Genomic DNA, 14,509 nt, shown 5'->3' on the forward strand with positions numbered 1-14,509 from the left:
TAAAGAAAGAGCGAGCGAGACCATGGCCATGAACTTTGATACACGATACTCGGACGTCTCGACCGGCGACGAGTTGCGATTATCCGACTACCTGGCCGCTGTACTGGGCAACTGGAAGCTCGTGATGACCGTGATGCTCGCGGTGGTCGCACTGGGTGCCGCGTACGCTTTCATCGCGCCGCCGACCTACAAGGCCGACGCGCTGATCCAGGTGGAAGAGTCGAATAACGCGGGCAACGCTCAAGCGAACCCCAACGCATTGCAGGCCGTCTCGCAGATGTTCGACGCGAAGTCGACCACGGCCGCGCAGATCGAACTGCTGCGCTCGCGCCTCGTCGTCGACGACACGGTGCGCCGTCTGCACCTCGACATCAGCGCGCTTCCGCACACCATGCCCTTCGTGGGCGGTTTGGTTGGCAGCGTGTTCAACATGTTCAACATGCCCATTCCCTCGGGCTACCTCTCGCGCTTTGCGTGGGGCAATGAACAGATCGACGTGCCGCTCTTCGACACGCCGAAGGAACTCTACGAAAAGAAGTTCACGCTGGTCGCCGGAGAAAACGGCACCTACGTGCTGAACGATCCGGACGGCGTTTCCATTCTCACGGGCAAGGTCGGTCAGGAAGCCGCAGGCGTGACCGCGTTCGGTCCGGTCAAGCTCAAGGTGGACAAGCTCGAAAGCCCGGCAGGCGTGCAGTTCGAACTGCAACGCTTCTCGACGCTCACGACCATCGACAATCTCCAGAAGCGTCTGACGGTGGCGGAAACGGCGCTGCAATCGGGCATCATCGGTTTGAGCCTCGAAGGCGGCAACCCGAAGGAAATCGCGCAGATCGTCAACAACATCGCTAATCGCTACGTCGCGCAGGACGCCAACAAGCGTTCCGCCGAAGCCGAGAACACGCTGTCGTTCCTCGATCAGCAGTTGCCCATTCTGAAGAAGCAACTGGACGAAGCCGAGCAGAAGTACAACACGTTCCGCAACAAGCAAGGCACGGTCGACCTTTCCGAGGAAAGCCGCCTGCTGCTGCAACAGATCGTCGATAACAAGACCAAGCTCACGGACCTGCAACAGCAACGCGCCGAACTGTCGCTGCGCTTTACGGCCAACCATCCGTCGGTACAGGCGCTCGATGCGCAGATCGCATCGCTCACCGGCGCGCAAACGCGTCTCGGCAAGAACGTCTCGACGCTGCCGGATACCGAGCAGACCGCGCTGCGTTATCTGCGTGACGTGCGTGTCAACACCGAGCTCTACACGAACCTCCTGAACAGCGCGCAGCAACTGCGCATTGCGAAGGCCGGGCAGATCGGCAACGTGCGCGTGGTCGACTATGCGCAAGCGCCGGATGATCCTGTCCGTCCGAAGCGCGTGATCGTGATCCTGATCGCAGCCGGTATCGGCCTCGTGCTCGGCATTCTGATCGCCTTCGTGCGCAAGTCCCTGTACGGCGGTGTCGAACGTCCGGAAGAGATCGAAAAGCAACTTGGCGTGCGTGTGTTCGCCATCGTGCCGCGCAGCACCCAGCAACTGCGTCTGCAACGCAAGGTGGGCATGCGCCGCGAAGGACTGCACGTGCTTGCCGCGCAAGCGCCGGAAGATGCCGCTGTCGAAGGCATTCGCGGCCTGCGCACGTCGCTCAACCTGCAACTGGCCGATGCGCGCAACAACGTGGTGATGCTCACCGGTTCGCGTCCTGAAGCGGGCAAGTCGTTCCTTTCGGTGAATCTGGCGACGCTGGTTGCATCGACGAGAAAGCGCGTGCTTCTGATCGACGGCGACATGCGCCGTGGCGACATTCACTCGCATTTCGGCGTGCGTCATTCGCCGGGTCTGTCGGATGTGCTGATGGGCGCGGACGTGACGAGCGCGATCCTGCACGATGTCCTGCCGGGCGTGGACCTCATCACCAAGGGCTCGCTGCCTTCGCATCCGTCGGAACTGCTGGCAAGCGATCGCCTGGGCGAAGTGCTCGAGCATTTGAAGCAACTGTATGACCTCGTGATCGTCGATACCCCGCCGGTGCTGGCGGTGACCGACGCAACGGTGATCGGCAAGCATGCGGGCACGAGTCTTCTCGTCGTGCGGCATGGCAAGAATCAGGTGCAGGAAATCGGGGAAACGATGAAGCGCCTGCATCACGGCGGCGTGAACATGAAGGGCGTACTGCTCACGGATGTACCGCAATCGAAGATGTTGATGGGCAGCACCTACGCTGGCTATTACGGCTACGAAAGCATCGCAGAATAAAAACCGGACGCCGCCTGTAAGAACAATGACCGGCGCGCACCATGTGCATGGGCGCGCCAACACTCAGACCGCATACGAGAGGTTAAGCATGGACCGCAAAGTCGCTTTGATCACGGGCATCACGGGGCAAGACGGGTCGTACCTGGCCGAATTGCTGCTCGAAAAAGGCTATGAGGTGCACGGCATCAAGCGCCGTAGTTCGCTTTTCAACACTGACCGCATCGATCACCTGTATCGTGATCCGCACGATCCGGACCAGCGTCTGTTTCTGCATCACGGCGACCTTACCGATTCGACGAGCCTCGTGCGTATCATCCAGCGCGTGATGCCCGACGAAATCTATAACCTCGCGGCACAAAGCCACGTTGCAGTGTCGTTCGAGGAACCGGAATACACGGCCAACGCCGACGGTCTCGGGGCGCTGCGTATTCTCGAAGCCATCCGCATTCTCGGCCTCGAAAAGAAGACGCGTTTCTATCAGGCATCGACCTCCGAACTCTATGGTCTCGTGCAGGAAATTCCCCAGCGCGAAACCACGCCGTTCTATCCGCGCAGCCCCTATGCGGTCGCGAAGCTCTACGCCTACTGGATCACGGTGAACTACCGCGAAGCGTATGGCATGTATGCATGCAACGGCATTCTGTTCAACCACGAATCGCCGGTGCGCGGCGAGACTTTCGTCACGCGCAAGATCACGCGCGCCATCGCGCGTATCGCGGTCGGCATGCAGGACGATCTGTACCTCGGCAACATGTCCGCGCTGCGCGACTGGGGCCATGCGCGCGACTACGTCGAGATGCAATGGATGATGCTGCAGCAAGAGCAGCCGGAAGACTTCGTGATTGCAACGGGCGTGCAATACAGCGTGCGTGAATTCGTGCAACAGGCAGCGGCCGAACTCGGCGTACACGTGCGCTTCGAAGGCGAGGGCGTGGATGAAGTGGGTATCGTCGATCGAGTGGAGGGCCGCGAGACGAAGCTGAAGCCGGGTCAGGTGATCGTGCGTGTCGATCCGCGCTACTTCCGTCCGACCGAAGTGGAAACGCTGCTCGGCGATCCGTCGAAGGCGCATGCCAAGCTCGGCTGGCGTCCGCAGACCACCTTCCAGACGCTCGTCAAGGAAATGGTGCGCGCGGACTATCAGATTGCCCGACGCGACGCACTCGTCACGCTCGCCGGTTTCAAGGCCCTGGAACATCACGAGTAAAGCGCATGGACAAGCACGCACGCATTTTCGTGGCGGGACATCGCGGCATGGTGGGCTCGGCGCTGGTGCGCCGGCTCAACAAGGCCGGCTACCGCAACATCGTGACGCGCACGAAGGCGCATCTCGATCTCACCGACCAGGGCGCGGTGAACCTGTTCTTCGAGGAAGAGCATATCGACGTGGTGTTTCTCGCGGCGGCGCGCGTAGGGGGCATCCTCGCGAATTCGACGATGCCCGCCTCGTTCATCTACGAGAACCTAGCGATCCAGACCAACGTGATTCACGCGGCCTGTCGCTGGAACGTGAGCAAGCTCGTGTTCTTCGGTTCGTCGTGCATCTACCCGAAGGCCTGCCCGCAGCCGATCAAGGAAGAATATCTCCTGCAATCGGCGCTTGAGCCGACCAACGAAGCCTATGCGATTGCGAAGATCGCGGGCCTCAAGATGTGCGAGGCGTACAACCGTCAGTACGGCACGAAGTTCGTCTCGGTCATGCCGACGAATCTCTACGGCCCGAACGACAACTACGACCTGAAGAGCAGTCACGTGCTGCCCGCGCTGATTCGCAAGGCGCACGAAGCGAAGCAACGAGGGGATGCGACATTGCCGGTCTGGGGATCGGGCACGCCGCGTCGCGAGTTCCTGCATGTCGACGATCTCGCCGATGCCGCGACCTTCCTCATGGAAAGCGACATCAGCGAAGGCGTATTCAACGTCGGGACAGGTGAAGACCTGACCATCCGCGAACTCGCGCATACGATTTGTCGAGTGGTCGGCTTCGACGGTCAACTCGAGTTCGATGCCAGCAAGCCCGACGGCACGCCGCGCAAGCTGCTCGATGTTTCAAAGCTCGAAGGCATGGGATGGAAGGCGTCGATCGCACTGGAAGAAGGCATCCGCGCGACGTACGGGGACTTCCTCTCGCGTGACGAATCGATGCAAACGCCGGTCGCCGCATAGCCAGCCGCGAACATATCGAATCCTTTCCAAAGGACGCAAAAGAAATGTCAGCATCAGTGACCATTTTTCATAACGTCGTGTGGTCGCGGCATAAAGGCGAAGTTTTGTCCGCGTTGCATAACATCTCGGGGTCCGGCTCTATTCGTTATTCGATGGTGCAGATCGCGGATACGGAGCACGATCGCATCGGCTTTTCCGATGTCGACTATTCGTTCCACCGCTACCCGATGAGAAAGCTATACAGCGGCTGCTATGAAGACGTGCCGACCTGGCGCATGACCATGCGTCTCACTTGGGAAGTGCTCAAGGCGAAGTCCGATCTCGTGGTTTTGCCGGGGTATCACCGTCCGGAATATTGGGCGATGATGGCCGCGTGCATCCTCACCGGAAAGCGCCGCGCCGTGTTCTGCGATTCGACTGCACGTGACAATCCGCGCCGCATGTTGACCTCCATTCCGAAGCGCGTGTTCTTCGCGCTGTGCGATGGTTACTTCGCTTTCGGTACGCGCAGCCGCGAGTATCTGATGTCGCTCGGTGCGAAGCAGGAGAACATTTTCATCCCTTGTCAGGCTGCCGCGCTGCCGCGTTCGTTTTCACCGAAGACGGTGGGTGATGACAGGCTTCTACATCGGCAAGGCAACAAGCCGGTGTTCCTCTATGTCGGACGTCTGTCCGCCGAGAAGGGCATCGATACGCTGGTCGAAGCGTTCAGTACGCTCAAGAAGAGCGTGCCGGATGCCCAGCTGCGTATCGTGGGTACGGGCCCGCTCGGCGACGCGTTGAAGCAACAAGTGAAAGAGGCTGGTCTCGAGGAATCCGTGCAGTTTCTCGGCAGCCTGCAAGACGCGCCGCTGTCGCGCGAGTATTTCAGCGCGACGTGCATGGTGTTGCCGAGCCGGCGTGAACCGTGGGGTCTTGTCACGAACGAAGCATTGAGTCATGGTTGTCCGGTCATCGTCAGCGAAAGCTGCGGCTGCGTGCCGGAACTCGTGGTGGAAGGGGTATCGGGTTACTCCTTCCCTGCGGGCGATGTGGCGGCCTTGCATCGCACGATGCTCAAGTCGCTGGAAGCGTTCGCCGATACGGCGGGCACGGCGAGCCGTTGCACCGATGTGATTCAGCGCTTCGATCCGCCCACGGCGGCTGCCAATATCGCGCGAGGCTGCGCGCTCTTGCTGACCAACTAAGCGGGTGGCAAAAGCGGGACGGTAGATGGAGGAAGACGCACACAGGTAGTGAAGAGACGCTGCCAGACGCGCGGTCCTGCGCGCCTGGTAGCTGGCGCCTTGCCGGACGCGAAAGCCGTTCGGAGCGAAAGGCGCGTTAGTCGGGCGAGGGACCAAATGAGAATACTGATCTACGGGCTGAATTACGCGCCCGAGCTGACGGGAACCGGCAAGTACACGGCAGAGATGGCAGAAGCACTGGCCGCGGGCGGCCACGAAGTGCGCGTCGTCTGCGCGCCGCCATACTACCCGGAGTGGAAGGTCGGCGAGGGGTATCGAAGCTGGCTTCATCGTATCGAGTCGCGCAAGGGCGTGCGTGTATGGCGCGCGCCGCTATGGGTGCCCAAGAAGCCTAGCGGCGCAAAGCGCATGTTGCATCTTGCGTCGTTCGCGCTGGCGTCCATGCCCGCGCTCGCGGCGCACGTGGCGTGGCGTCCGCATATCGTAATGAGCATTGCACCGAGCCTCGCCAACGCGCCTGGCGCACTTGCGTTGGCACGTCTGACCGGCGCGCGTTCATGGCTGCATATCCAGGATTTCGAGGTCGATGCCGCCTTCGATCTCGGCCTGCTCAAGAACGCGCGCGCCAGCCGCATGGCGCTCGGCTTCGAACGCTGGCTGATGAAGCACTTCGACGTGGTCTCGTCGATTTCCGACAAGATGGTCGATCGCGCGGTGAGGAAGGGCGTGGAGCTGACGCGCGTGTTCCATCTGCCCAACTGGGTCGATACCGGCGCGATCTTTCCGCTCGATCGTCCGAGCGAGTTTCGTCGTGAACTCGGGATCGGAGAACATACGGGCGTGGTGCTCTATTCGGGCAACATGGGCGCGAAGCAAGGCCTCGAAGTATTGGCCGATGCCGCCGCCGCACTCGCATCGCGCGATGACATCGTCTTCGTGTTTTGCGGTAACGGCGCGACCAAGGCGGAATTGCAGAAGCGTTGCGCAGGTCTCAAGAACACGCGCTTCATGTGCCTTCAGCCGGTTGAGCGTCTGAACGAACTGCTCAATCTCGCCGATGTCCACGTGCTTCCGCAACGCGGCGATGTCGCCGATCTGGTGATGCCTTCGAAGCTCACCGGCATGTTCGCCAGTTCACGCGCCGTGATTGCCATGGCGCATGGCGGCACGGAACTCTACGAAGCCGTCAATGGACGTGGTGTCGTGATCAAGCCGGAGAGCGCGAAGGACCTGACCGATGCGATAGAAATGCTGATCGGCGACCCGGAGTTGCGGGCTTCGCATGGCGAGCAAGGACGGCTCTTCGCACAAGAACGTCTGTCGCCGGCTTCCGTGTTTGCACGCCTCGAAGACCGCTTGATATCGCTCATCGGCAAGCCGGTTCCGCATGCGGCGCCGGTGCGGATCAAGGAAGCGGCTGCGCGGCCGGCGGAGACGGATATGTTTATCGAGCGTGCGCCTGTCGTCGAGAAGATCGAATAGCAGAGCATCGCGCCGGCTGTTTCACGTGACTTGCAAGGGTTCGTCTTTCATCGAAGACGAACCCTTGTGTTTTTAGTAGGGCGACTTGTAGATGTCTCTGGCGCGCGCGGCATTGGCCGGAGGCTTGAGTCCCGCCGGCGTGGGATAGAGCGTGGCCGCCGCGCCTTGCGGCATCAACATGGCCTTGGCGGTGGCTGCATCGTTTCTTCGACCCGTTGCCCGCAACTGCGCACCGGCACCGGGATTGCCGACATAGCCGTTCTGCTGGGCCAGCAACTTGTCGGTGGGCGAGATGCCCTCAGTGGTCTGCCCGTTCGTGATGGGTCCGCGCTTACCACCTTTGCCGTTGGTCGGCGCGCCATACGGGTCCGAATACGTCGATGGACTTCCTAGCAAGTCCATCTCACCCGCGCCGCCCGCGGCCTGACCGTTGCTCATGGCGGCATCGGCGAAATTGCCTGCATGTGCAAAGGGCGCCGCGGCGAACGCGGTCGCGGCGATGAGCGGTAAAAGCACTACACGTAGCGCGTTTTTCATCGAAATCTCCAAAACGGTAGTGCGAAGTTTCCGCAAGTCGGCAGGTGATTGTCTGGTCGCAAGACCTCATTCGGTGCGCTTCCTGCATCGATTCGGTGAACCCGGATACAACGCTTGCAACGAATAAATCGGACATGAAAACAGGATATGGCGCGGAACCGATCACTACCGCCAAAAGCCCTGCAGATGCGGCCATTCGTGTATTAGCGCACGCGGGCTCGTGCACCCTTCGCCGATAATCAACCTACCGTATGCGCCTGAGCCGCGCTGCATAGGCATGCTTTCCCTGGCAACGGGCGGGCGGCATGCAAGGCATCTCGAGCGATCATGCGTATCAGAAAAGGTAAGACGAGTACGCCTTGAAGCGTACCTAAGGACAAGGCCAAACACGAGTCGCCAGAAAACAAAAGCGCGCTCGATGACAGGCACCGTGCGACAAGCGCTGCACAGCAATGAATCGGCAGTATGCGGGCAGCTGGGCGAGTAGTGAAGCGGAGTGACTGGGGCGGGGGTTCCTAATGGACAGAGCGATCGAAGAGCGTGGCATCGGCGCGGCCAGAAATGGCAACGCTGGCGAGACTGCCACACGGCGCGCGACGGCGTCGGGCAAGGTCATCGACCTGTCGCTCGCGGGTCCCGGCAATTTCGTTGCGAAGCGCGGCTTTCTGACCGAGCTCGTGTGGTTCTTAATCGAAGCATGCTTCATCAATAACAAGCTCATTCCGGTCTCGTTTGTGCGCGTGGCGCTTCTACGCGCATTCGGCGCGCGTATCGGCAACAACTGCCGCATGCCGCATCCCATTCGCGTGAAGGCGCCGTGGAATCTCGAGGTCGGCGACAACTGCTGGTTCGGTGTCGATGCCTGGATCTACAACCAGACCACGATTTGCATCGGCTCCAACGTCTGCATCTCGCAGGGCGCGTTTCTCACTACCGGCTCGCACGACGTGGGCGGCAACATGGACTTGCAGGTCGCACCGATCGTGATCGAAGACGGCGTCTGGATCACTTCGAAATGCGTGGTGCAGATGGGCGTGACCATCGGGCGCTCGGCAGTCGTCACACCGCTTTCCGTCGTACATCGTTCGCTCGATGCGGAAGGCGTGTATGGCGGCAACCCAGTGCGCTTCATCAAAAAACGCTTCCCTGCATGAGTTTTATCACGGTCGCGCGCTTCGTGATCGACGCGGCCCGGTCGTTTTTGAAAGCACAAGACATCTGAGGCACGGAGACAAAGCGCGCGCGGCGTGATGCGGGCATTCGATGCCGCGTATCACGGCGGGCTTTCGTGAACCGACAGCGAAGGAGACTTGCAAGCTCATGCGGAGCCCTGCGGCAGCACACGCGAACAAGCGCGAATAGCGCGTATATGGCGTACAGGGCGCCGTCGGGATCGTTCGAATCCGGCAAGAAGATGCGTCGCCAAGACGAGCGACGACTCGCAACCGGATGCGGCGTTTGGACAACGGGTCAGGGGCGCGGTGCATTGCCGGCAACATGGCACACCGCTTAAGCACGAGTAAGAAGGAGCACGGGGCATGTTCATTGACAGCCGAAGCGTAGAGCAAGGCGCGGTAATCGATACCACGGTCTGCATCGTCGGGGCGGGGGTGGCCGGCATCACGCTGGCGCTCGAACTCGAAAGGCAGGGCATCGACGCGTGCCTCCTGGAAAGCGGCGGGTACAAAGCGGACGACGAAACGCGCGATCTGTATCGCGGCGAGAACGTCGGCGTGCCGTACGAGTTCGCCGACGGTTGCCGCAGCCGCTTTCTCGGCGGCAGCAGCAATTGCTGGGGCGGCTGGTGCCGTCCGCTCGATCCGTGGGATTTCGAAAAGCGCGACTGGGTGAAAGACAGCGGCTGGCCTTTCAGCCTGGACGAGTTGCGCCCTTACTATGCGCGCACGCATCAACTGCTGCAGCTCGGCGAGAATAATTTCGATCCGGCCTACTGGGAAGCGGCGATTCATCGTTCGGATGTCAAGCGTCATCCATTCCCGACGGGCAAGGTGCGCGACACGATCTCGCAGTTCAGCCCGCCGGTGCGCTTCGGCAAGGTGTATCGCAAGCATCTGCTCGATGCGAAGAACGTGCGCGTGATGCTGTACGCGAACGCGATGAACATCGACACCGACACCGACGCACGCACCGTCACGAAGATCGATATCGGCACCATCAGCGGCCGGCGCTTTGCGATTCGCGCGAAGGTCTTCGTGCTCGCGACAGGCGGTATCGAAAACGCGCGTCTGTTGTTGTCGTCGAACAAGGTGCAGAAGGCGGGTCTCGGCAACGGCAACGATCTGGTGGGCCGTTACTTCATGGACCATCCGCGCATCATGTCGGCGAAGGTGAACTTCAAGAAGGAATGGGCGCGCAACAAGCTCTACGACATCAAGTATCACTATCAGAACAAGGCGGTCTCGGCGCACGGTACGTTCATCTCTTCGCAATTCGCGCTCACGCAGTCCGTGCTGGAACGCGAGAAGCTCCTGAACGCGCGCTCGTGGTTCTATTCGGTGTTCCGTGGTGAGAACACCGAGGGTTCCGAGGCGTTGATCCGCGCGAAACAGGCCATGCTCAAGAAGGATCAGCCGGGCTACAGCATGGCGGGCGACCTCATGACCATGATGGCGCATCCCGTCGATACCGCGTGCTTCGGTCTTGCGCGTCTGTTGCAACCGCGTTCGCTCATCACCGAAGTGAAGATTCAGACGATCGTGGAAGCGGAGCCGAATCGCGACAGCCGCGTCACGCTCTCGGCGCAGAAAGACGCGCTCGGAATGAATCGCGTGTCGGTGGACTGGCAAGTGACCGAGCTCGTGAAGCGCACCTTCGATCGCACGGTGACGCTTCTTGCCGAGGAACTGAAGCGCGGCGGCGTGGCCGACGTGGAGCTCGACGAGCCGCTCGAAGGCAAGCCGTGGCCCGCGCAGCTCGAAGGCACATGGCATCACATGGGCACGACGCGCATGCACGACTCGGAAAAGGAAGGCGTGGTCGATCGCAACCTGAAGATTCACGGCATGAGCAACCTGTATGTGGCGGGCAGCTCGGTGTTCCCGACGGTTGGCGCAAACTTCCCGACCATCACGATCGCCGCGATGACCCTGCGTCTCGGTAGCCATCTCGGCCGCATGCTGAAGAACGATGAAAGCACGCCGGCAGCGACGCTCGTCTCTTCGTCCGGCACGCCGCTCAAGGGTATCGTCACCGAGGAAATGCCGATGGCCGCATCGGCCATGCATATGCCGGGTGATCTGAGCAAGGCGTGAGGCAGGGCAGCAGCACCTGAAGCGCAAAACGCCGCCGGTCGTCGAGGACCGGCGGCGTTTCGTTTTGATGCGTGCGAGCGGGCATCGCTATAATCGCCGTCCACACCCGGCTTTTTTAGGTATATCGCTCGTGAAACTGCTTATCGCCCTGACACTTGCCCAGCTCTTGCTCGTAGCCTGCTCGTTCTCCGAAACCGAGGCGCAGAAGGCTGGCCGCTTCACGCGCACCGAGCAATCGCTCGAAGAGGCGCAGCGCAACGCGACCGTCGAATGCAACGACGCGGCGCAATGCGACGCGGCCTGGAAGCTGACGAAGACGTATGTGGAAAAAAGTTCGAAGGAACGTCTGTTGCGCGCAGACGATGTCGCGATCGACACCGACATGCCTTCAGGCTCAGGCAAGCCGGTCTATTCGGCGACGCGCACGGCGAAGGGCAGTGGCGCAACCATCGTGCTATATGCGCAATGCCGCGACATGTACGGCGAAGAGCGCACCGTGGGCTCGGACTACAACGGCTGCGCGGAAAAGATCATCGCCACGCAGAACGGCTTCGTCGATTACCTGAAGGCCAATCTGGTCGCGAAATAAGCACGCATCAACCGGCCTGCCGCTTCAAACGCAAGGCATCGGTCCTGCCGCCGCGCGGTCCCGCCGTGTCGCGCAGCACGCGGACGAGATCCTTCGACATGGCGTCGACATGAAAGCGTTGCATGAAGGTCTTGAACGCTTGCTCGCGCATGGCTTCGACCGCGGCGGTATCCATGCGCAGCCAGGTCGATAACGCATCGGCGGCGCCCTCAACGGTATCGGTCGTCACGATTCCCGCGCCGTCTTCCTTCACTTCGCGCCAGATGTTGACCTTGTCGGAGATCAGCACCGGCAAGCGCGAACCCAGCGCTTCCGCAACCGCAATGCCGAAGTTCTCCTGATGCGAAGGCAGCGCGAAGACATCGCTCGTGCGAAACGCGCCCCACTTCAAATCACCACTTAGCATGCCGGTCCACGTCATGCGAGTCTCGATGCCGAGTTCCTTGGCGAGCGTACGCAGATTCGCGGCGAACTCGCTGTCGTCGGGACCGGCCATCACGAGATGCGCGTTCGTGTCGATATCGCGCACGTTGGCGAACGCCTTCAGCAGCAAGTCGCAGCCTTTTTTCTCGTGAATACGGCCGAGAAACAGAATGGTGCGCTTGCCCGCGAGTTGCGGAAACTTCGCCAGGAACGCTTCGCGCAACGCGGTGGAATCGGCGGGCGGCGGACGCGTGCCGAACGCGACCACTTCCTCATTCGCGCGATACAGTTTGAACGACTCGCGTGCAAGCAGTCGCTCTTCCTGCGTCGTGAACAGCACGCGGCGCGCATCGCGCAGGACGCGATATTCGGCCCACGGCCAATAGAGGCTTTTCTTCAGATGCTTGAGCGGATACGTGCGCTTGAACCACGGATCGAGCATGCCGTGCGGAAACACGTAATAGGGCACGCTGCTGTCGCGCAGAGCCTTCCACGTGCCGTAGCCGTGATACTGCCAGAGACCGTTGACGATCACGGCATCGAAGCGCGCTGCGTGTTCCTTGAGCCACGGCACGAGCTTCGGCGTGAGTCCGTAGAAGCCGCGCGCCGGCCCCAACGCATGAAGACGCAGGGGAAAACTCGCAAGCCACGGTGCATCGGGTGCGTCGAGTGAGACCACTTCGATCTCATGGCCCATCGTCTGCATGCTGATGCCGCTTTGCAGCACGCCTTCGATGGGACCGCCCGCGCGTGGATCGACAGTGGAAAGCAGATGCAGAATCTTCATGGCGTATGAACTGGCTCGTGTCAGGCGGACGGCGCGAAGGTGCTCGCGCCCGGCGGCGAATCGCGCCGGCCGTCGTCATGATGACCATGCGTGAGGCCCGGTGCGTGCGATGCGTGCGTCGGCAAGGCATCGGGCGTGGGCTCGAAAAACGGCTGCATGTCGGGATGCACGGGACCGAAGGGACTTCTGAACGATGGCCGCGGCGCCGCCGTCTCAGCCGCACGCGTGCGCAATGCATGAGCGATGCGCGCATAGGCGGCGACCAGCAGACCGAGCGCGACGCCGAACACGATGCCCGAGAAACGGTTGCCGAGTGGATTGCCGCCCACCGACGTCGCGGGCAGCGAGGCGACCACGAGCAACGCGCGTCCGAGCACCGGCAGATACATCACATCCGGCGCGCGATGCTTCCATGCGCGATACGCCATGGAGCCGCGATAGAGCGCCCACAGCAACGCGATCGGCAACGCAATACCGAACATGATGCCGCCCGCGAAGAACTGATAGACCCAGAAGTTGTGGCCGGCCGCCCATTCCTTGATCGCGTAGAAATCCTTCTTGGTCATCTGACCGGCGAGGTCCGGCAGATACGTCGGCGAATAGCGATAGTCGTGACCGTAACCGAGACCGACCGCGACGGAGAGTGGCGAGGCCATCGTCTGATCGTATTGATCCTTCATCTCGGCAAGGCGCGTGATGGTGGTCGGATCGCGGCCGGACTCCGTGTCTTTCGAGAACGACATGCGTTGCGCCCAGTGCTCGGCAACACTCGGGAAGAACGCGGCAGACGCGGCCACCATCGCGCCGAGAAGCGCCGCGATCATGACCGCGCGCAAGCCGGCCGTGAAGAGATGGCGGATGGACGGCGCGGCAAGCCAGGTCGCATAAATGAACAGCAGGATGGTGCCGACGAGCAGACTGCGCGTCACGCTGAGCAGTTCGATCACGACGGTGCCGAGAAACAGCAGCGCGGTGAACTTGGTGACGCGCCGCGCGATGACGAACTCATGCAGCAACAGTCCTTGCAAGCAGAGGAACGTCACGGAGACGATGCGAAAGCGCACGCTGTCGAGGCCGCCGCCGGTTGCCATGCCGTAGGCGAAGCTGAAGACGAGCGAGGCGATCATCGACCAGTACATTGCGCGTTCGATCTGTTCGAGACGCTGAGAGTCCCACGGACGGCATGCGACGAAATAGCCGAGCAGCATCAGGAGGAACGGCAGAATCACGCGCATGTAGTTGCCGGAGTCGTTGCCCTGCAACACCTGCGTGGCGATACTGCCGACCATGGTGAGCATGAAGAGCGACGTGATGACCGTGCGCAGCCGCGAGCGATAAGCAAAGCGCGGTCCGATCAGCATAAGCGCGATGGCGGCGCCGATGGAAGGCACGGTGAGAAGAATCTGGATGGCCTTGCTGGCTGTCTCGGCGGCCTTGAAGTCGAAAGCGAGCGGCAGCAGGAAGAGCCAGATCCAGACGACGGCGAACTTGTTGCGCATGGCGTTCTCTTTAGATCGCAAAGCTCTTCGAGCTTCATATCCTCGCGGCGTCTGCCGCTGCATACCCGGAAAGCCTGAGTCGCGTTTCGTTTCGTGATGCTGTTGATGGATGCGACGGTTCCGGGAGCCCCGTATTTGTGGGTCGAATATATCAGCGGGTTTTCGAGCATGCCGTCGCGGCGGCGTTTTGCGACTAGCGTTAGGCGCGAAACGACGGACACCCATGTGCGCCGCACCACGCTCGCCGTGAGCGCTTAAAGACATTGTTGCCGAGCGCGCATACGAGATTCGCCGATGTCGGCTAACTGCGCGATTC

The 14,509-nt window shown here is 61.2% G+C and carries 11 protein-coding genes; 8 read left to right on the forward strand and 3 right to left on the reverse strand.

Annotation, left to right across the window (positions count from 1 at the left end; translation table 11 throughout):
* Window positions 1–22: 22 nt before the first annotated feature.
* From ACYQ47_RS25100 to ACYQ47_RS25120, 5 genes are all read left to right on the forward strand, one after another.
* The gene (locus ACYQ47_RS25100) at window positions 23–2,251 is read left to right on the forward strand and encodes a polysaccharide biosynthesis tyrosine autokinase (protein ID WP_250509400.1); all 2,229 of its coding nucleotides are present in this window, start codon (window positions 23–25) and stop codon (window positions 2,249–2,251) included.
* Window positions 2,252–2,339: 88 nt separating this feature from the next.
* A complete protein-coding gene (gene gmd / locus ACYQ47_RS25105; protein WP_244826041.1) occupies window positions 2,340–3,458 on the forward strand; it encodes a GDP-mannose 4,6-dehydratase in 1,119 nt (372 codons plus the stop codon).
* 5 nt (window positions 3,459–3,463) lie between these two features.
* Window positions 3,464–4,417: a GDP-L-fucose synthase family protein gene (locus tag ACYQ47_RS25110; RefSeq protein WP_244826040.1), complete on the forward strand. Its 954-nt coding sequence runs from the start codon at window positions 3,464–3,466 to the stop codon at window positions 4,415–4,417.
* 44 nt (window positions 4,418–4,461) lie between these two features.
* On the forward strand, window positions 4,462–5,604 hold the full coding sequence (locus ACYQ47_RS25115) for a glycosyltransferase family 4 protein (protein WP_250465405.1): 1,143 nt from the start codon (window positions 4,462–4,464) through the stop codon (window positions 5,602–5,604).
* 156 nt (window positions 5,605–5,760) lie between these two features.
* Window positions 5,761–7,086, forward strand: coding sequence for a WcaI family glycosyltransferase (locus ACYQ47_RS25120; RefSeq protein ID WP_459907444.1), 1,326 nt, complete (start codon window positions 5,761–5,763; stop codon window positions 7,084–7,086).
* 72 nt (window positions 7,087–7,158) lie between these two features.
* Here the strand turns inward: ACYQ47_RS25120 and ACYQ47_RS25125 are convergent, their stop codons facing one another.
* A complete protein-coding gene (locus ACYQ47_RS25125) occupies window positions 7,159–7,623 on the reverse strand; it encodes a hypothetical protein (protein ID WP_244826037.1) in 465 nt (154 codons plus the stop codon).
* A 518-nt stretch (window positions 7,624–8,141) separates the two neighbouring features.
* Here ACYQ47_RS25125 and ACYQ47_RS25130 point away from each other — a divergent pair.
* The 3 genes from ACYQ47_RS25130 to ACYQ47_RS25140 all read left to right on the forward strand — a co-directional run bounded on the left by ACYQ47_RS25130 (window position 8,142) and on the right by ACYQ47_RS25140 (window position 11,484).
* The gene (locus ACYQ47_RS25130) at window positions 8,142–8,777 is read left to right on the forward strand and encodes a DapH/DapD/GlmU-related protein (RefSeq protein WP_459907446.1); all 636 of its coding nucleotides are present in this window, start codon (window positions 8,142–8,144) and stop codon (window positions 8,775–8,777) included.
* Window positions 8,778–9,161: 384 nt separating this feature from the next.
* Window positions 9,162–10,895 carry an FAD-dependent oxidoreductase gene (locus tag ACYQ47_RS25135; protein ID WP_244826035.1) on the forward strand — a complete coding sequence of 578 codons (1,734 nt, stop codon included), beginning with the start codon at window positions 9,162–9,164 and terminating at the stop codon, window positions 10,893–10,895.
* A 130-nt stretch (window positions 10,896–11,025) separates the two neighbouring features.
* Window positions 11,026–11,484 (forward strand): hypothetical protein, encoded by a 459-nt coding sequence (locus tag ACYQ47_RS25140; protein WP_244826034.1) that lies wholly within the window; start codon window positions 11,026–11,028, stop codon window positions 11,482–11,484.
* Between the two features lie 7 nt (window positions 11,485–11,491).
* Here the strand turns inward: ACYQ47_RS25140 and ACYQ47_RS25145 are convergent, their stop codons facing one another.
* A complete protein-coding gene (locus ACYQ47_RS25145; RefSeq protein ID WP_459907449.1) occupies window positions 11,492–12,694 on the reverse strand; it encodes a glycosyltransferase in 1,203 nt (400 codons plus the stop codon).
* Window positions 12,695–12,714: 20 nt separating this feature from the next.
* A complete protein-coding gene (locus ACYQ47_RS25150; protein ID WP_250465396.1) occupies window positions 12,715–14,193 on the reverse strand; it encodes a hypothetical protein in 1,479 nt (492 codons plus the stop codon).
* Between the last annotated feature and the right edge of the window lie 316 nt (window positions 14,194–14,509).

Source organism: Caballeronia sp. HLA56, assembly GCF_054655155.1.